An 18,334-nucleotide genomic window follows, 5' to 3' on the forward strand; every position below is an offset into this window, starting at 1 on the left:
AGGGTGCGAACCGGTGAGGGCAGAACCCCTCACCCTTTCGCGCAAGGACGACGGCTGCGCCGCCGTGCGCTCAAGCCCTCTCCCTCCGGGAGAGGGAAACCGTCACACCCGCCCGTATCGCAGCCGGCTCAGGAACTCGGTCGCCCGCCTGACCGGTGCATCGAAATCCATCCCCGCCTTCCATTTCTCGAAGGCCATCACGTTCTCGATCCGCGCCCGCACGAAGGCTTCCGCCGGTTCGCGGCCCTCGAACCAGCGCATCGTCAGGGCCGGAATCAATATCCCCGACAGAATCGTCCGCTTGGAATAGTGGTTCCAGTCGGTCGCCGTGTCGCCCGCCCAGCGCCACAGGTGGTCGGCGCTCTCCCAGGCCAGGCTCAGCCCCAGGTCGGCATGGGTCGGCAGGGCCAGGAAGCCGGCGCAGGTCTTCGTCGCCTCCAGATCGGCCGCGCCCGCCTCCATCCGCGCCGAGACGGCAGCGAAGATCTTCTCGCGGATCTTCATCGGGCCGGGCTCGCCCAGCGCCTCCAGCGCCCGGGCGTCGTGCCTGCGCGACAGCAGGGCGGCCAGATCGCGCGGGCCATTGGGCAGCAGCAGGTCCTGATCGCCCTGGGACAGGCCGTTTTCGGCGCAGGCCGCGCGGACCATACGGCCGCTCCAGCCCAGGGTCGGTGCCAGCCGGACGGCTGCGTCCAGCACGGCCTGTTCCATCCGGTCGCCCCAGTCGCCCGGGGCCTCATTCGAGAGAGGTGGCGTATCGGTCATGGCTCCACTCCAGCCTTGTCATCCCCGACGCGCGACAGCGCGTCGCCCCAGTCGCCCGGGACCTCGTTCGAGAGATGTGGCCTATCGATCATGACCTCACTCTACTCTTGTCATCCCCGACGCGCGACAGCGCGATCGGGGACGCGACGATCTGGACAGGGTGACAGGCTTGGTGTATCCGCACGCCTTCGCTCGCCGGGCTGTCGCCTGCGGGAACCGATTTTACTTGTCTGCCCGCCTCTCACAGGACGCGGCGGGCGGCCAAAGGAGAGTTCAACCTGGTACAGATTTTCGTTCGCGATAATAACGTCGATCAAGCCCTGAAAGCCCTCAAGAAGAAGATGCAGCGCGAAGGCAGCTTCCGGGAAATGAAGCGCCACGTGCACTACGAGAAGCCCTCGGAGAAGCGCGCCCGCCAGAAGGCCGAGGCCGTTCGTCGCGCCCGCAAACTGGCCCGCAAGCGCATGCAGCGCGAAGGCCTGCTGCCCCCTCCCAAGCCCCGCGTCCCGCGCCCGTAAGCCGGCGCAACGATCGAGATTTCAAAGGCCGCTCGAATGAGCGGCCTTTTTCGTATCCTTCTCCCTCCCCGTTCGGGGAGGGTGGTCGCAGCGCAGCGGAGACCGGGTGGGGGCGGCAAGGCGAAGTCCCCCGGACCTGCATCTGGATCACCGGCCCTTCCCACCCCGTCGATGCTCCGCATAGACGCCCCTCCCCCGCGGGGGAGGGAGATGACGCGACTACCGCTCCCCGCCGCTGATGGCCGAGGCGAAGCTCTTCCAGCTCAACTTGACGTCGGACAGGGCCCCGGCCCGGAACGCCCGCCCGGCCAGCCAGACCATCAGCAGCGCCACGGCGAACATGCCCGCCATGGTGCCGATCACCTCGATCAGGGGCGGCTCGGACGGCGCCCGCGCGCTCATCAGGAAGGGCGTGAAGAAGGGCACCCAGGACATGAAGCGGACGACCGGCGCATCGGGGTTCACCAGCGACATCTGGACGACCAGGATCGGGATCACCAGCACCATCATGATCGGCCCCATCAGGGTCTGGGCGTCGCGCGGCGTCTCGCAGAAGGCCCCGATGGCGGCGAACAGCACCGCGTACATCAGGTATCCGCCGACGATATAGGCCGCGAAATAGAACAGCAGCCCGTTCGCCATCAGCACCGATCCGACGTCGGCCGCCACGCTCGGGGCCGCCGAGATCAGGCCGAACGTGCCGATACCCCCCCAGACGACCAGCACGGTCAGCGTCAGCATCGCCACACCCAGCACCTTGCCCGTCAGGATTTCGGTGGCGGAGGCCGAAGACAGCAGGACCTCCAGGATCTTGTTCGACTTCTCCTCCATCACACTGTTCAGCAGGATCGACGCCCCCGTGATGATCAGCGACCACAGGATGAAACACATGGCCAGGCCGATGACGCCGGGCAGCCGGTCGCGCAGGGAGACCTCCCCTGCCCCCGCCGACCGTGGCGAGAACACGCCGATCTCGGGCCTGAAGCTGTCGGTCCCATCAACCACCGCGGCGTCGATGCCGGCCGCCGCCAGTACCGCCTTGCGATTCGCATCTTTCAGGGCGTCGCGCACGAAATCCTCGACCGTGTCGTCCGATGCCCGGGCGGCCCAGACGCGGGCCCCCGGTCCATCGGCTCCGCGAGTCAGGAAGACCACGGCGTCCAGACGCTCGGACTTTGGCGTCTCGTCGGTCAGATATCGCCGCACGATGGCGTCGCGCGCCACGCCCGGCGGTGCGCTCGCCAGATCGGATGGAACGGCCACGAACCTGAGTCGGGGCTGGCTGATCGACGCCAGGGCCTCCCGGGCCGCGCCCGGGGGTGCGCCGGCCGAGGCTGCGGCTTTCTCGGCGGCTTCACGCGCACGCTCGCTGCGTCGCTCCGTGTCGTCCGCAAGCGCCTGCCGCACCGCCTGTTCCAGACCCGAGGCGGCTTGCCCCTCCTCGATCAGCGCCACGGCCCGGACCGTATCCGCGCCCCGCAGGAGGACAGGCAGCCCCCCGCCAAGCACCGCAAACAGCGGCAGGGCCAGCAGCGACAGCCAGAACCCGACCGTGCGGGCATAGGCCAGATACTCCCGGCGGGCGATCAGCAGCACGCGGCTCATCGGACGGTCTCCAGGCTGGCGACAGGTCGCGCGACGCTCTGATCCTGATCGGGATGATCGCCGGTCAGGTCGATGAAGGCGTCATGCAGCGTCGGCTCCTTCAACTCGAACCGGCGGACGTCCAGACCGGTGACGAAGGCGGCTTTCAAGGCTTCCTGCCCATTGGCACCGGGGGCCAGCGCCGCCTTCAGCAGGCGCACGCCCCCCTGTTCGGACGTCACCTCGACGCCGGTGACGCCGGGCAGGCCCGCGACCGCCGCCTCGGCAATCTCGCCTTCCAGCTCCAGGAAACGGCGCGAGGTCGCCCTCGCCTCAGCCACCGTGCCGTCGAACGCCTTTCGGCCCCGGGCGACCAGGACGACCTGATCGCACAACCGCTCGGCGTGCTGCATGACATGGGTGGAGAACAGAACCGTCGCGCCATTGGCCGCCAGATCGCGGATCACCGCCTCCAGCCCCTGCTGGTTGACCGGATCCAGCCCGCTGAACGGCTCGTCCAGAATGACGAACTCCGGACGGTGCACGACCGAGGCGATCAGCTGGACCTTCTGGGCCATCCCCTTGGACAGCGCCTTCATCTTCTTGTTGCGCGACGCGCCAAGCCCCTGGGCCTCCAGCATTTCCCGGGCGCGTTTGCGGCCCTCCGAGTTCGGCAAGCCCTTCAGGGACCCGAAGAAGGCGATCGCGTCGACGGGGGTCATCTTCTTGTAGAGACCGCGCTCCTCCGGCAGGAAGCCGATCCGGTCGCGCACCTTGCGCCCGTCCGGCGCGCCGAGGATCGAGATCGATCCGCTCGTGGCCGACTGCAGGCCCAGGATCATGCGGAGGGTCGAGGTCTTGCCCGCGCCGTTGGGCCCAAGGAAGCCACAGATGGAGCCCTTCTGGACCTCAAAGCTCAGGTCGCGAACCGCCTGAAACTCGCCATAACGCTTGCTGACGCCATCCAGAACCAACGCCGCCATCTGCACCCCCGAGCCTGACCAGACCAAGGGGTAGCAAAGGCGCTTGCCACCTCAAACCGGATTCGACGTAAAGATCAGGGTGCGGGGGAACCGTGCGGCGGCATTTCCACGGCGACCTCGAACACCTGACCCATCACACGGGCCGGATTGACCTGGGCCCCGGCCCTGCGGACCTCGAAATGGAGATGGGGCCCCGTGGAATAGCCCGTGGAGCCGACAAGGCCGATCCGCTCGCGCGCGCCGATCCGGTCGCCCGATGCGACGTCGATCCGGCTCAGGTGGCCATAGAGCGTCGTCATGCCGTTGGGGTGGCGCATCTCGATGAAGTTGCCATACCCCGCCGGATCATGGCCGATGCGAATGACCTCACCCTCGGCTGCGGCAAAGACCGTGGTGCCGGTCGGGGCCGCGATATCGACTCCCTTGTGCATTCGGACACCCCGTTCGCCGCCCAGCCGCCGCATTCCGAAGCGGGAGTTGATGGCGAAGCCCGGCACGGGCTCGTCAAATGTCATCTCGCGCATGACCGGACCGGCGGGTGCCGCGACAGCCACCACAGGGACGGCTTCCGGGACCTCGACCGCCGTCAGGGACGGCACCGCCGCCGGTGCCATGGCCATGGCCAGGACGGCGACGCCCATCAGGGCGACCGTCTGGCCGGAGTGGGTCAACAGGGATCGGACGGCGGTCGGCAGCTGGCGCATAAATTCTTCGGCTCGGGCGGCGCTTGTCAAAAGCGGAGGGGCAGCGACCGGTCACAGCCCAAACAGGCGACCAATGCCGACGAGCCGTCTTTCTAAGACATCATGGGGCGACTTTGGGGCACTGGACGTGGCAGGACGCCGCACCTCGAACCTCGATCTAGCCCCGGCGATAGAGGGCGCAGACGAGGGTGAAAAGCCTGCGCGCCGTCTCGTGATCGATGGCGATCTTGCCGTCGAGCCGCGCCTTCAGCAGCTCGGCCCCTTCGTTGTGCAGACCGCGCCGCCCCATGTCGACGGCCTCGATCTGGCTGGCCGACGAGCCGCGCAGGGCTTCGTAATAGCTGTCGCAGATCATCAGATAATCCTTCAGCACGCTCTTCAGCGGCGTCAGGGACAGGGCATAGGTCCGGGCGAAATCGATACCGGCGATGTCGAACACCAGCCGGTTGTCCTGAAGCGACAGCTTCAGCCCATAGGGCCCCGCATCGGCCCCCTCCGGCGAAAAGACGTTCTTCTCCACCAGGTCGAAGATCGCCACCCGGCGCTCGTGTTCGATCTCGGCCGTCGCAGACGGCAGGGTCGCCTCGTCCAGATCGACGGAGGCCAGGCGCTGTTCGGTCATTCGGCGCTTCCGTCCAGATGGGTGGGCGTGACACTGGCCTGCCAGCGCTCGGACAGATCGGCGACCACCGCGTCCAGGCATTCGACATCGACCCTCAGATCGCCCCCGCCGGCGAACATCAGGATGACCTTGCCGCTCGGGGCCTCGCCCTCGATGAAATGGATGGCCAGCAACTCCAGCGGCGCGTCGGGCAGCCGTGGCAGGCCCCGGCTCTTCACCGCCTGGACGTCGCCGAACTGCATCGCCGCCCGCACCCGGGTGCCGCCGCATTCCCAGCAGAAGCGGCTGAGCTCGATCGTCAGACGACGCGCGCTCTTTTCCCAGACGATGTCGGCGGGGCGCAGGATGGAATCCTGCAGCGCGGCCGAAATGATGGCCAGATCCTGATCGTCCTCGGCCAGCAGGCGCAGCGGCGCATTGTTCCCGCCGGCGGCCCGGATGGCCTCACCCTCCTCGGCCGTCAGGGGTTCAGTGGTCATCACCCGGTCCTTCGACGGGCGGGCCCTTGACCCGCCGGATGTCGGCCCCGCACGCCCCGAGCTTTTCCTCGAGCCGCTCGAAACCGCGATCCAGATGATAGACGCGTCCGATGCTGGTTTCACCCTCGGCGACCAGGCCGGCGATGACCAGGCTGACCGAGGCCCGCAGATCGGTCGCCATCACGGGCGCGCCCTTCAGTCGCTCGACCCCGGTCACGCGGGCCTCGCCGGCGTGAACCGAAATCTCGGCCCCCAGCCGCATCAGCTCCGGCGCATGCATGAACCGGTTCTCGAAGATGTTCTCGTGGATGACGCTGACCCCCTCGGCTGTGGTCATCAGTGCCATGAACTGGGCCTGCAGATCGGTCGCGAAACCGGGATAGACCTCGGTCGCGACGTCGACGGCCCTCAGCCGGACAGCCGGATCCCGTTTGACGATGACGCCATCGCCGGTCGGGGTGATCTCAACCCCGGACTCGACCAGACGGTCCGTCAGGCTCTGGATCAGCCCGGCCCGCCCCCGGGTCAGACGCACCTCGCCCCCCGCCATGGCGGCGGCACAGACGTAGGACCCCATTTCGATCCGGTCGGGGATCACGGACCAGCTACCGCCGGTCAGCGACGTCACGCCCTCGATCACCAGGGTGTCGGTATCGATGCCCTCGATCCTGGCCCCCATCATGACGAGGCACCGGGCCAGATCGCCGATCTCGGGCTCGCGCGCGGCGCGTTTCAGGACGGTCGTCCCCTGCGCCAGGGTTGCGGCCATCAGCGTATGCTCGGTCGCCCCGACCGACACGAAGGGAAACTCGATCTCCGCCCCCCGGAGGCCGTCCGGCGCCACGGCCGACACATAACCCTCCTCCAGATGGATGGAGGCCCCGAGGCGGGTCAGGGCGTCGATGTGCAGATCGACCGGACGCGCCCCGATGGTGCAGCCGCCCGGCAGCGAAACCCGGGCGTGACCGGTCCGGGCCAGCAGCGGCCCGAGGACGTTGAAGCTGGCCCGCATCTGGCGCACCAGATCGTAGGGCGCAAAGGTCGAGGTGATCTCGCGCGCATCGAACAGGGTTTCCTGCCCGTCGTCGCCGTCCCGTTCGGTGACCGAGACGCCGAACTGCTGCAACAGGCGGCCAAGGAACTTCGTGTCGGCCAGGCGCGGCATATTGGTCAGCAGCAACGGCTGGTCGGTCAGGATCGACGCCGCCATCAGCTTGATGGCCGAGTTCTTGGCCCCGCTGACGGGAATCGAACCGTGGAGGGTGCTGCCCCCGTGAACCGTGATGCTGTCCATGTCGTCCTTGAGACCGCAAGGATCCAGCGTCCCGGCGAGCCGGCTATCTAGCCCGGCCCGGGCCTCTGACGAAAGAGCGGACGGTCGCTGTCGTGAAAAGTGTTCAGCTGTCCTTGCGGTCTGGCCGGGCCGTCTTCCGTCGCCGCAGATTATCGCGCAGGGCCTTGGCCAGCCGGTTGGCCCGCTCGCTCTTTGCGACCTGCTCCGGCGTTCTGGTGGAGGGAGAAGGATCGGGGCCCGCTGCGGCAGGCGTCGTATCGGACGGCTTGGTCATTGAAACAGTCAGCACCGGGAAAACTTGCCGGGCAAGCGGAAAGAGGGCTTCCCCCCTGCCCATCCAGTGGCTATACGGCCGCTTCCTCAGATTCCGCCGCCGTAGCTCAGTGGTAGAGCGCATCCTTGGTAAGGCTGAGGTCGTGGGTTCGATTCCCCCCGGCGGCACCATCTGAAGGTAAGCGTGGCGGGCTCTACGGAGTCCGCCCGCATCTCACTCCCCACTGGTTCAGACCTGAACAAGTGGCGAATTCTGCGATGGGCATCGTCAGGTCTGGCCAGTCCGCGTTATGTGCGCGGTCCCGGGCCTGACGGCGAGCGGCTACTACGCCTGGCGCAGTCGCTCCGAGAGCCAGCGGTCTGCGGCCGGTAGCTTGACAGCACCAACATCGGCCGTTGATATCCCTGTGCGATGACATAGCGATCCTGTTTTGGAGTCGGCAGAAGACAAGGGACCGCACACCTATGCGGACTGTGATCGCTAGTCTCACCCTTCTGATGGTGGCGGCGTGCAACCCGCCTGCCAAGCCTGCGGACAACAACACTGCAACGCCCAGTAAGCCGGTCTCGCTGATGTCCCAGCCCGGTAGCACCGCGTTTCCGGGAGAAGGCGGCGACGCCGCGGTCGCCTCGCCTCCGCGCACCAGACCGTCGACCAAAGACCAGCCTCCAATCATCGACGCGGGCGGACAGATCGCCAAGAGCGGCAAGGGCGGCGGCTGAACCTGACCTGCCTTCCCTGTGGTCCCGCGGTCAGAATGGGAGTCCGCAGGCTTCATAGCTGATCTTGGGCTCCGGTGGGAGCGGCCGGGCGGCGCAGCTATTCACGTCGCGCAGCCGACCGGCCGCGTGGTTCAGCCGCACGGTCTCCGGCGCGAGAAGCCCGGGCGGTCATCGCCCGGCGGCGGCCCATTCCAGCATGGCTCTCGACGTCATCTCCGTGCCGTTGTCGCTGACGATCAGCGCCGGCTTGCCGCGCCGTGCGATCGCGCATTCAGCTCGCGCGCCATGCGCCGGCCGCGGATCGAGGTGTCGACCACCACCGCCAAGGCCTCGCGCGTGAAGTCGTCCACGATGCGCATCCCGGTCGCCCGCTTGCGACCCCGCCGCCGGCGCATTGCCAGCTTCCTGTTCGCGCGGCACGCCCATGATCTGCGCCTCGGGGAACCTGCTCTTCATCATGTCCGTCTCCTTGAGGTTGACGGACTCTCACTCAAACCGGGGGATTAGGAAGGGGGCAGGTCAGCCGGCGGAAATCGCGCCGATGCCGACCTGTTCCCAGTCAACGGAGTCTGGATGAAAACTCGGAGGCAGGTGACACCATCTGAACGATCAGGGCCCCGTCGATATACCGGGCCTTTTTCATGATCGTGCGGGGTCAGGGCGTGCGGCGGTCCGATTGCGGGTCTCGTCGCTCGGTGTCGCTTCCCGCCACCCTCACCCGCTCTTCGAAAAAGGGGTCATAAGCCATCGGGCGATGCCCGTTGAAATCCGTGGGCCGGTAATCGCGGTATCCGAACCCGTCGTAGGCAAGACCGGCGTATCCGTAGCCGTAGCCGTACCCATAGCCGCCGTACCCGTTCCGGGTCTGGGAGAAGCTCAGGTCCAGACGACCACTCTCGCCGATGGGCAGGGACACGCCGACAGAGACTGCACGGAAGTCACCGGTCCCGACCGCGCCGCTCACGAAGCCGTGCATCTTGCGGTCATCCACAGGCTCTCGATCGGAGGCGAAGGGCGCGTCCGGAGCTGGACGGGCCGCGATCCAGCGGTCGATCTGCTCGGCCGTCGTCAGGGACTGGGTCGTCGGGGTGATCCGGGACGCATCCGGGCGGGCGTCCGTCGTCGGCGCGACTGCACCCACCACCACCGAATCGGCCCCTGGCGGTGCCGTGGACACCACGCCATCCGGATCCGACGCGATCGCGAGGCTGGTCAGAACGAGCAGGATCAGCATGCCATCAACTCCACGACACGCGTCATCCTAACCCGGAATGCGGCGGAACGGTGAAGATCATGCGATCCCGTCGCCGCGCCCCAGCGGATCGGGCAAGGGGCGGCCCTCTTCCACGAACTGAAGGGCGACCGAGTTGATACAGTACCGCAGGCCGGTGGGGGGTGGTCCGTCGGGAAAGACGTGTCCCTGATGGCTGCCGCACCGGGCGCAGGTCGTCTCGGTCCGCGTCATGCCGTACGACCGGTCGACGATGGCAGTGACGTGTGCCTCGTCCACCGGTTGGGTGAAGCTGGGCCAGCCGGTGCCGCTCTCGAACTTGGTCGTCGCCTTGAACAGCGGCAGGCCGCATTCGCGACAGCAGAAGACGCCGGGCCGTTTTTCACCCAGCAGAACGCCGCAGAACGGGGCCTCGGTGCCGTGGCTGAGGAGGACCCGCTTCTCCTCCGCGTTCAGATCGGCTTCCAGCGCCACGCGCTGGCTTTCGCTGGGCGGGGTCAGGTCAAAGCCGGCGGCGGACCGAAGGGGACGGGTGTCTGCGGTGTCTGTCATGGGTCCGAGATAGGCACGCCGGCATGGGCTTCCAACCCCATGCCCCTCGCCGGAATCGACGCCCCCTGCCCCCCGGGTTCGCTGGACTCCAGGTGTGCAACGAAGTGCAATTAAAGGTCTTTGAAATCAGAGCTTTGCACGCGATGGACCCGGTTTTTCGGAGTCCATCCGACTCGGACCTATGCCGGCTAGAAAAGGTCAGAAAAATCCTTTAGTGCCTTGATTTACCTGAATTTTCTATCCGCTCAGCGCGCGTCCACCCTCCCCGTGACGGGGAGGGTGGTGATCGCCTCAGCTTCCGAACAGGGTCGCGACCCAGGCCCGGACGGCCGCCTCGTCGGCCGGGTTGCCGACATAGGCCAGGCCCTGCGCCGGGGTGAACGGCGTGTTGTTTGGGCGCGCGCGGCTGGTCCAGGCCTTGTGACCATAGCTCAGATCGGAATAGTTCGACGGCAGGCGCGCGACGGTCGGCTCGATGAAGATGGTGTCGGTCGCCGTCGTCGAGCCCGCGATGCGGACGTTCGGCAGCTTGGACAGCAGGTCCAGCGTGTCCAGGCACCCACCCGAGCAACCGGCATCGACGAGGACGACGACAGGCCCCTGAACCGGATTGGCGGCCCCTGTATCGGCCACGGCGGCCCGGCCCTGCAGGGTGAAGGTCTGTTGTCCCGCAGCGATTGCGGCATCGAAGGCCGCGACGATCGCCTGGGTCTGTTCGATCACCGGCGTGGCTTCCTGCACGAAGCGCGGATCCGCCTGCATGCGCCCCAGGGTCTCGGCATACCAGGTCCGGTTGCCCGGCGTGGCGCGATAGGTGATGGCCCCGGCCGCGGGCTGGCGGCTGACGGTGAACTCGGGCGTCCAGATGCGGTTGGCCAGGCCATAGCCGCGCGCGGTCGAGGTATAGGCCGAAGCGCCGGACGCGGCACGCAGGTCCAGCACGAAGCCTTGCGGTCCCCGCAGGGCCGCAGCCTGTCCCTCGACCTGGGCGTTGAAGGCATCCCACCCCGCGCTATCGGCGAAGGAGTGCACATTGACCCACGGCCGCCCATTGACGGTTTCGATGCCCAGCGGCGTCGCCGTCGGCATGTAGACGGTCGCGCGGTAGGCCGCCTCCAGGTCCCCGGCCGCCAGCGGGACGGGACGGAGATCGGTCGCGCGAGGACGACCGCGATCGCCACGCTTGAACTCACAGGTCGACGGGACGCCTGCGGCAAACGGATTGTTCCGGTTCCACAGCAGATACGGCGCCGATGTCACGCGCCCGGCCTCCGTGTCCAGATTGCCTTCCCACTTGTCGAGCTTGCCACGCGCATATTCCTCGATCGGCACAAGGTTGCAGCTGACGACGATATCGCCCACCCGCGGCGCGTTGCGGACGCCGGCCTTGACGTAGGTGACCTCGTAGCGGCCGTTCCGCCAGCCGGTCGTGATCCCCGGCCAGGAGATGCCGAAGTACGGCCCCAGGCTTTCGTAGGATGGCGTGATGGCGATGTTGGAATCCCGGAAGCCGGCCGCATAGTACCGCATCAGATAGGCGTGGCTGTCACCGGAGTTCACCTGACCCAGACGGCCATTGGCATCCGCCAGGCCCGCCTCGATCCAGCCCCGGAAGCTGTCGCCTGCCGCGCCGGGAATGACGGCCGCCGGGTGGTTGTCGCGAAGGGCGTCGTGTGCCGCCTGCAGGTCGGTCCGGGCAAGGGCCCGGAAGTCCTGTGCAGATGCGGCACTGGCGCTCAAGGCGACGGCGGCCGCCGCAACGGCGGTCAGGAAACGGATCATGGGCGAACTCCAGGCCAGAAATCGTTGGTTCGGTGACGGGTTAAAGCCGATATGACGCGACCTTGCCAAGCCACTACGGCGAAGGCGTGACAGTTCGCGTCGCGGGCGAACGGCCGGGTGCCGACTAAAGACACGCGATCGCCTCCAGCACCTCGTCCACCGCCCCTTCGGTCGTCGCCCAGGAGCATACGAAACGAACCGAACCGTCGTCGAAGCGGTAACAGGCCCACCCCGCCGCGTTGAGGGCCGCATGGGCCGTCGCAGGCATGCGGACGAACACGGCATTGGCCTCGACCGGGTGCGCCAGGGTGAAGGCAGTGCGTGACGCAATACCGGCCGCCAGCCTCCGGGCCATCAGATTGGCGTGGGCGGCACCGTCCTCCCAGGCATGGCTCTCCAGCAGTCCAAGCAAGGGCGCGGCCAGGAACCGGCCCTTGGACGCCATCTGCCCGGCCTGCTTCAACCGATTGTCGATCCGGCGCGCCAGGGACTTGTCGAACATCACGATCGCCTCGGTGCACAGCCCCCCGGCCTTGGCGCCCCCGAACACCAGGACGTCGACGCCCAGCCGCGCGATCCGGGTCAGGTCGAACCCGGCCGCCGCCGCATTGGCCAACCGCGCGCCGTCCAGATGGACCCCGTAACCGCGCTCCTTCACCGGCTCGATCAGGTGCCGCAGTTCTTCCTCGGTATAGACGGTGCCGTATTCGGTGGATTGGGTCAGGCTGAGAACCGCCGGCGGTTGGCGGTGGCCGACCTCGGGCTCGTCGAGGGCGGCTTCAAGAGCGCGCGCGCTGATCTTGCCCGACAGGCCGGGCAGGCCGATCAGGCCGACACCCTGCCCGAAGAAGCCCGGTGCACCCGTCTCGTCGGTGCAGACGTGGGCGGCGTGATGGGCCAGAACCGCCTCGTGCGGATAGGCCAGCATCGACAGGGCGATGGCATTGGCGGCCGTACCCGAAAAGACAAAGCGAATCTCGGCATCCGCGTCCAGACGGCTTCGAATCTGGTCGGCGGCGCGCGCCGTGATGTCGTCGGCCCCGTAGGCCCGTGCGTAGTCCGCGTTGGCCTCGACCAGGCCGCGCAGCGCGGCCGGTGCCATCCCTGCCGTATTGTCGGAACCGAAATCGTAGCGCATCGCCAGTCAGGCCTCGTTCCGGTCGCAGTCGCGACCGCTGTCGAACCCGGCGCTGAGCGGATTCGAGCCCGCGCGCAAACCCTGCTGACCCTCGGCCGCTCCGGGGACCGGCGCTGGATCGGACAGACCCTTGTCCCGGGCGGGGATTGGAACCCGTCGGATGAGAAATCCGCCCCTCGACGGGGACCGCGTGGGGCCTCAAGCTGGTCGACCGCAGCGGAGTGCGTGCCTTTGAAGAAGTCCACCCTGACCGTCGGTGTCGATGTGCCCTGGGTCACCAGCTGGACCGCGGAACCGATCCAGGGCGTCCGGCCCTGTGCCTCTGTCGGCGGGCGTCTGGCCCTGACGCAGGTGGAGCATGCCGGCTACGGACGCCCGGAATACTCCAGGAACCACCTGCTCCGTCAGCGTCTGACGGTCTCCCGGATGCTGTGCCCCATGTGCGGGGAGCCGACCGGTCCCGACGACCGCGTGACACAGGTCGCGCGCCGCATCCCGGCCGGTCGCCTGCGGGCCTCGGGCCGAGGGGCCGACCTGCCGCCGCGCATCGCCGACGCGCAGGTCCTGATCGATGCGGGGGCGATCGCGCCGCTGCACCGCCGCTGCTCGGACCTGTCGCTTCAGCACTGCCCGCATCTGCGCGCCGAACCGAACATCGACGTCCAGCCCTTCCCGGCCCGATGGACCATCCTGCCCCTGATGATCGAGGCGACCGCTCCAGCTCCCGCCGGACACGCCCTGATGCCGGGCATGACCGCACCCGCATCGGTGGCCGTCGTCACCTTCCTGCAGCTTTGCGGCGTGTCCGACGACGTTGACCGCGCCTGGCGCACGCGGCGCAAGGCCGGCTAGCCCGCTTTCGCCAGACGCCCGCCACCGCCCTCGATGGCATCGAGCAGATCCATGACCTCTGCGATTGTCGCGGCCTCGCGCGCCGGCTTGTCCCAACGGATCCGCCCGATCCGGGGAAAGCGCATGGCGACGCCCGACTTGTGGCGGGGCGACCGGTTCAGACCTTCGAATGCGATCTCCAGCACCAGCCCGAAATCGTGCTCGGCCCGCACCGAGCGCACCGGCCCGAAGCGGTCGATCGTGTGGTCGCGCACGAACTTGTCCAGCTGCTTCAGTTCTTCGTCGGTAAACCCGAAATAGGCCTTGCCCACGGGGGTCAGCGCGCCCTCAGGCGTCCAGACGCCGAAGGTGAAGTCGGAATAGAAGCTGGAGCGTTTTCCGTGCCCGCGCTGGGCGTACATCAGGACGCAGTCGATCGCGTGCGGATCGCGCTTCCACTTGAACCAGGGCCCTTTGGGGCGCCCCGCGACATAGGGGCTGTCCCAGTGCTTCAGCATCAGACCCTCGGCCGCCGCCCCGACCGGCGGATCGGCGCGCAAGAGGCCCAATGCCTCCCAGCTGTCGTAATCGACGACGGCCGACAGATGCAGCCGGTCGCCGGTGTGCGCCGCCACCATGGCTTCCAGCCGCGCGCGTCGCTCTCGCAAGGGACGCGACCGCAGGTCCTCGCCATCCAGCGCCAGGGCGTCATAGGCAACGATGGCCGCAGGATAGGCCGCCATGGTCCTGGCATCGACCGTCTTCCGGTTCAGCCGCTGCTGCAGGTCCCCGAACGGCGCGACCTGCCCGTCGCGCCAGACGAGCAGTTCGCCGTCGATCGCGCCCTCAAAGCTGAGGCCCGCCGTGACGTCGCCGAAACTTCCTGAAATCTCGTCGCCGGTCCGGGAGTACAGCTTCATCACCCCCTGCTCCCGAACGGCCTGGACACGGATGCCATCCCATTTCCATTCGGCGGCGTAGTCGGAAGGGGAAAGCCTCGCAAAATCGACCACCTCGTCGATCGCGACCGCCAGCATGACCGGGCGAAACCGGCCAGGCGCATCGGGACTGGGTCGCTCCGCCCTCCCCTCCAGCCAGGCGAACAGGTCGGCATAGGGCGGCACCAGCCCGTGCCACACCTCCTCGATCTCGGACACATCGACGGGCTCCAGCGCGACGACCGCCTCATCGCCCGCAGGATCTGGAGCGTCCGACACCATGGCCGGCCGCACCATGGCCGTTGCCGTCTTCGCCAGTCGTGCCGACAGCCCGACCCGCAATGCCCCCGTCACCAGCTTCAGCAGCGCCCATCGTCCCTTTGGGGCCAGGGCGTCCAGCCACCCCTCGATCAGGCCTTGAACCTCGCCACGCCTGGCATAGGACAGGGCGTCCACGATCTCGCCCAACCCGGGCTCGCGGTTGGGGCGGTGTTCAGGATTGCCGGGCCAGATCAGGGCCACCGTTTCGGCCAGGTCGCCGACATAGTCGTAGGACCAGCGGAACAGCACCGGATCGACCCTTGCCTCGACCGCGCGGCGGATCATCGCCGGCTTGGCCGCGTCGAAACTGAGCTCCCCGGTCAGGGCTGCGAGCGCCCATCCCCGGTCGGGATCGGGCGTGACGCGCAGATAATCCCGCAGGAGCACCAGCTTGGCATTCCGTGATCCCGTCAGCGACAGGCGATCCAGCAGTTCGGCGAAGGCGCGCATGAAGCCTCATCTACGCACAGGCCCTTCCAAACGCGAAAACGCCCCGGAAGTCTCCCTTCGGGGTTCAGGCCTTGTGCTGTGTCTGAACGGTACGCGTCTGGCCCGGTTCAGGCGGCGACCGCCGCCTGAACGCTTTCCGCCCCGCCCTGTATGGCGGCTCGACCGCCCCTGACCTTCTGCATCAGCTGGGCCAGGGCTGCGAAATCGATCGGCTTGTTCAGATAGGCGTCGGCGCCGGCGCCCAGACCCGCCTCATGGTCCTCATGCCGGGCCGAGGCGGACAGAACGGCGATCGGTGTTTCAGCGTTCATGCCAGCGGACCGGATCAGGCGGGTCGCGCTGAGGCCATCCATGACGGGCATGTTCACATCCATGATGATCAGATCAAAGACCTGGCTTGCAGCGACGTCCACGGCGATCTGGCCGTCCTCCGCCGACACCGTCGTGTGTCCAGCCGAACCGAGCCAGGCTTCCAGAATCATGCGGTTGACCGGGTGATCCTCGACCACGAGGACCGACAGGCTGTCGCCCTCGCCCACCTCGGCGTCGATGGCCTCGGCCTCCTGCATGGGTTGCCATTCCACGACGTCGGCCTCGACCGACAGGACGAAGGTGGATCCCTGGCCGAGGGTCGACTCGACACGAATGTCCCCGCCCATGATGTTGGCCATCCGTCGGGCGATCGTCAGGCCCAGCCCGGTTCCCCCGAAACGCCGGGTGGAGGACGCATCCACCTGGGTGAAGGGCTGGAACAGGCGCTGCAGGTCCTCGGGCGCAATTCCGGTGCCGCTGTCGGTGACGGAGAAGTCGAAGGCGACGCGCCTGTCGGCGATCCTGCGGGCCACGACGTGATAGTGGATCGTGCCCGCCTCGGTGAACTTCACGGCGTTCGACAGGAGGTTCTGGATCACCTGACAGACCCGCAACGGGTCGCCCTTCACGACAGACGGCACCTCGCCATCAAAGGTGGAAATGAACTGCAGGCCCTTCGCTTCCGCCTGGGCTTCGAATGGTCCGGTCACACGCCGGTGCAGGTCCTCGATCGACACGTCGACAACCTCGAAGGTCATCTTTCCCGCCTCGATCTTGGTCATGTCGAGAATGTCATTCAGCAGGTGCAGCAGGTTGTCGCCGGAGTTGCGGATGATCGACAGATACTCGCGCTGCGTCGGCTCAAGCCGGGTCGAAGACAGCACCTGTGCCGCCCCGAGCACGCCGTTCATCGGTGTGCGCAACTCATGCGAGATGACGCCCAGGAAGTTGGACTTGGCCTGGTTGGCGGCATCGGCCTTGTCGCGCGCGCTCTGAAGCTCCTCGATCAGATGGGCCTGATGTTCCTGGAACGCCTTGATCCGCTCGTCGCGCAGCATCGTCATGGTGACCAGAACAGACAGGCCTGCGGCCGTGAACGGCATGATGCTGAGGAACGGGACAAACTGCGGGTCACCCCAGAGACTGCAAAGAATGATCACCGCGACCACCGAATAGGGCGACGAGATCACGATGGCCTGCTTGGGCGAACTCCGCAGTTGCGAGAACACCAGCACATAGCCGCTGATCAACAGCGCCACGGCCAGGGCTTGACCAAAGCTCGTGTCCGAAAACCAGGCCAGCAGGGGCGCCGAGGCCCAGGCTGCGGTGGTGACGGTCGCCACGGCCGGAAACATCAGACCCCATCCGGCATCGACCCGGCCCGCCATGCGGCGCTCGAAGGCCCCCCGGACAGAACCCGCCGCCACCGTCACTGCAAACCATATGATGGCAGGGACCGCACCGACGGTGCCAAACAGGCCGACCGCCCAACTGGCGATGATGAGATAGCGCAGATACTGGGTTTGCAGGATCGCTGTCAGCGCCTGGGCGGCTTCACTGGCACCGGTGCGTGCGCCCTCGAGGCTTTTGCCAATGTCCTCGGAGCCAACCATGCGCTTCCCGATATCCCGTGAGCAGTCTCGCGATTGACACTAGGGCGAACGTTCTAAGACGAGGTGAACGCAGGTTTATCGTTCAACCTCCGGCTTCATCAGGCGTGAGGGCGCGGATCGAAAGCGCGTGCACGGGACCGGCCATTTCCTGGGCCAGCAGGCCGTTGACCATGCGCTGGCGTTGCACCCGACCCAGCCCGGCAAAGGCAGTGGAGACGACGGTCAGGTTGAAATGGCTTTCGCCGCCGGGCCTCGCGTCCATACCCCCCTCATGATGATGGCCGGCGTGTCGCGCGCTGTCGTCCTCGATCTCAAGGCGTGTCGGTGCGAGCGCGTCCGTCAGTTTTCTGCGGATAATCCTCGCGATCGGGCCTTCAGACATATTCGGTTCCTTGTTGGTGACCAATTCGACCCTACACTGTGACCGATGCCAGCGTCATTCGACTACAAGCCCCGCTTCAAGGACATGCGGATCAAACCGCCCAAGGCCGGTGAGGCCGAGGCGGAAGCCGATGTCCTGCGTCTGAAGCCCGGCGAGAAGCCCTGCAACTGGCCCGACTGCACCAGGGCCGCGACGGCGCGTGCGCCAAAATCGCGCGAGCGGCTGAACGACTTCTACGATTTCTGCCAGCCGCACGCGGGCGAGTACAACAAGAGCTGGAATTTCTACGCCGGTATGAACGAGGCCCAGATCCGCGCGGCCAAGGAAAACGAGGCCATGACGGGCGGTCGCCCGACCTGGGAGATGAAGGCCGGCAAGAACTCCAGAGAGGCCGCCGCCTTCGCTGCGAGGATGGGTACGGCCAACTCCACGGGCGCCGGCTCCTGGCGCGACAGCTATGGCCTGTTTGGCAGGAAGGGCGATCAGGCGGCCCAGCACCCGACCGAGGACCGCCGGGTCGGCAAGATCGAACGCGGAGCCTTCGCGGACCTCGACCTGGAACCCGGGTCGTCGAAGGACAAGATCAAGACCGCCTATCACAACCTGCTGAAGCGTTGTCACCCCGATCACAACCAGGGCGACCGCGGGGCCGAGGCCAAGCTGGTGCGGGTCATCAAGGCCTACAAGATCCTCAAGAAGGCCGGCATCGCCTAGAGCATGATCGTTTGAGGTGGACCCACGTCGTGGGTCCAGCCGAAAGCGTGAATCATGCTCTCGCTCATATCCGGAGCCTGATTCACGGCATCGACGGAATCGCGAAGCGATTCCACCTCGGCCGA

At 67.1% G+C, this 18,334-nt stretch carries 18 protein-coding genes, 1 tRNA gene and 2 pseudogenes; 5 read left to right on the forward strand and 16 right to left on the reverse strand.

The genetic code is table 11. The features are described 5' to 3' along the window. Positions 1–102: 102 nt before the first annotated feature. Positions 103–765 carry a COQ9 family protein gene (locus HZ989_RS10720; RefSeq protein WP_209320822.1) on the reverse strand — a complete coding sequence of 221 codons (663 nt, stop codon included), beginning with the start codon at positions 763–765 and terminating at the stop codon, positions 103–105. A gap of 278 nt (positions 766–1,043) precedes the next feature. Between HZ989_RS10720 and rpsU the strand changes: the two genes are divergently transcribed. Continuing rightward, positions 1,044–1,283, forward strand: a complete 240-nt coding sequence (gene rpsU, locus HZ989_RS10725) for a 30S ribosomal protein S21 (protein ID WP_156796303.1) — start codon at positions 1,044–1,046, stop codon at positions 1,281–1,283. A gap of 219 nt (positions 1,284–1,502) precedes the next feature. Here the strand turns inward: rpsU and HZ989_RS10730 are convergent, their stop codons facing one another. The 7 genes from HZ989_RS10730 to HZ989_RS10760 form a co-directional block, all read right to left on the reverse strand. Beyond that, positions 1,503–2,888 (reverse strand): ABC transporter permease, encoded by a 1,386-nt coding sequence (locus HZ989_RS10730; protein WP_209320823.1) that lies wholly within the window; start codon positions 2,886–2,888, stop codon positions 1,503–1,505. After that, a complete protein-coding gene (locus HZ989_RS10735; RefSeq protein WP_209320824.1) occupies positions 2,885–3,850 on the reverse strand; it encodes an ABC transporter ATP-binding protein in 966 nt (321 codons plus the stop codon). The genes HZ989_RS10730 and HZ989_RS10735 overlap by 4 nt, the downstream gene beginning before the upstream one ends. A 74-nt stretch (positions 3,851–3,924) precedes the next feature. Then, the gene (locus HZ989_RS10740) at positions 3,925–4,554 is read right to left on the reverse strand and encodes a M23 family metallopeptidase (protein WP_209320825.1); all 630 of its coding nucleotides are present in this window, start codon (positions 4,552–4,554) and stop codon (positions 3,925–3,927) included. A 157-nt stretch (positions 4,555–4,711) separates the two neighbouring features. After that, positions 4,712–5,176 (reverse strand): UPF0262 family protein, encoded by a 465-nt coding sequence (locus HZ989_RS10745; protein WP_209320826.1) that lies wholly within the window; start codon positions 5,174–5,176, stop codon positions 4,712–4,714. Beyond that, a complete protein-coding gene (locus HZ989_RS10750) occupies positions 5,173–5,655 on the reverse strand; it encodes a DUF2948 family protein (protein ID WP_209320827.1) in 483 nt (160 codons plus the stop codon). Before HZ989_RS10750 ends, HZ989_RS10745 begins: the two co-directional genes overlap by 4 nt. Then, a complete protein-coding gene (gene murA / locus HZ989_RS10755; RefSeq protein ID WP_209320828.1) occupies positions 5,645–6,949 on the reverse strand; it encodes a UDP-N-acetylglucosamine 1-carboxyvinyltransferase in 1,305 nt (434 codons plus the stop codon). Before murA ends, HZ989_RS10750 begins: the two co-directional genes overlap by 11 nt. Positions 6,950–7,052: 103 nt before the next feature. Next, positions 7,053–7,223 (reverse strand): hypothetical protein, encoded by a 171-nt coding sequence (locus HZ989_RS10760; protein WP_209320829.1) that lies wholly within the window; start codon positions 7,221–7,223, stop codon positions 7,053–7,055. A 95-nt stretch (positions 7,224–7,318) separates the two neighbouring features. Between HZ989_RS10760 and HZ989_RS10765 the strand changes: the two genes are divergently transcribed. Together HZ989_RS10765 and HZ989_RS10770 are read left to right on the forward strand one after the other, a co-directional pair. After that, positions 7,319–7,393: transfer RNA gene (locus HZ989_RS10765), tRNA-Thr, on the forward strand. Between the two features lie 80 nt (positions 7,394–7,473). Continuing rightward, positions 7,474–7,590, forward strand: a pseudogene (locus HZ989_RS10770) (IS3 family transposase); the annotation flags it as partial. 538 nt (positions 7,591–8,128) lie between these two features. Here HZ989_RS10770 and HZ989_RS10775 read toward each other — a convergent pair. From HZ989_RS10775 to HZ989_RS10795, 5 genes and pseudogenes are all read right to left on the reverse strand, one after another. Continuing rightward, positions 8,129–8,346: pseudogene (locus tag HZ989_RS10775) on the reverse strand (DDE-type integrase/transposase/recombinase); the annotation flags it as partial. Between the two features lie 254 nt (positions 8,347–8,600). Continuing rightward, positions 8,601–9,179: a hypothetical protein gene (locus HZ989_RS10780; protein ID WP_209320831.1), complete on the reverse strand. Its 579-nt coding sequence runs from the start codon at positions 9,177–9,179 to the stop codon at positions 8,601–8,603. A 57-nt stretch (positions 9,180–9,236) separates the two neighbouring features. Continuing rightward, complete coding sequence (msrB, locus tag HZ989_RS10785; protein WP_209320832.1) at positions 9,237–9,728, reverse strand: peptide-methionine (R)-S-oxide reductase MsrB; 492 nt, start codon at positions 9,726–9,728, stop codon at positions 9,237–9,239. Between the two features lie 291 nt (positions 9,729–10,019). Continuing rightward, positions 10,020–11,510, reverse strand: coding sequence for a hypothetical protein (locus HZ989_RS10790; RefSeq protein ID WP_209320833.1), 1,491 nt, complete (start codon positions 11,508–11,510; stop codon positions 10,020–10,022). A 124-nt stretch (positions 11,511–11,634) separates the two neighbouring features. Next, entirely contained in the window at positions 11,635–12,648 is a 1,014-nt protein-coding gene (locus tag HZ989_RS10795) for a low specificity L-threonine aldolase (RefSeq protein ID WP_209320834.1), read from the reverse strand. Positions 12,649–12,873: 225 nt separating this feature from the next. Here HZ989_RS10795 and HZ989_RS10800 point away from each other — a divergent pair, with 225 nt between their 5' ends. After that, positions 12,874–13,500: a hypothetical protein gene (locus tag HZ989_RS10800; protein ID WP_245162342.1), complete on the forward strand. Its 627-nt coding sequence runs from the start codon at positions 12,874–12,876 to the stop codon at positions 13,498–13,500. Here HZ989_RS10800 and HZ989_RS10805 read toward each other — a convergent pair. From HZ989_RS10805 to HZ989_RS10815, 3 genes are all read right to left on the reverse strand, one after another. Further along, positions 13,497–15,188, reverse strand: coding sequence for a cisplatin damage response ATP-dependent DNA ligase (locus HZ989_RS10805; RefSeq protein WP_209320836.1), 1,692 nt, complete (start codon positions 15,186–15,188; stop codon positions 13,497–13,499). The two genes, HZ989_RS10800 and HZ989_RS10805, sit on opposite strands and share 4 nt — an antisense overlap. A 107-nt stretch (positions 15,189–15,295) precedes the next feature. Next, entirely contained in the window at positions 15,296–17,113 is a 1,818-nt protein-coding gene (locus HZ989_RS10810; protein WP_209320837.1) for an ATP-binding protein, read from the reverse strand. 82 nt (positions 17,114–17,195) lie between these two features. Continuing rightward, positions 17,196–17,495 carry a BolA family transcriptional regulator gene (locus HZ989_RS10815; RefSeq protein ID WP_209323105.1) on the reverse strand — a complete coding sequence of 100 codons (300 nt, stop codon included), beginning with the start codon at positions 17,493–17,495 and terminating at the stop codon, positions 17,196–17,198. 45 nt (positions 17,496–17,540) lie between these two features. Here HZ989_RS10815 and HZ989_RS10820 point away from each other — a divergent pair, with 45 nt between their 5' ends. Next, entirely contained in the window at positions 17,541–18,209 is a 669-nt protein-coding gene (locus HZ989_RS10820; RefSeq protein WP_209320838.1) for a J domain-containing protein, read from the forward strand. Positions 18,210–18,334: the final 125 nt, after the last annotated feature.

The sequence above is a fragment of the Brevundimonas sp. AJA228-03 genome, from assembly GCF_017795885.1.
Lineage (GTDB): Bacteria > Pseudomonadota > Alphaproteobacteria > Caulobacterales > Caulobacteraceae > Brevundimonas.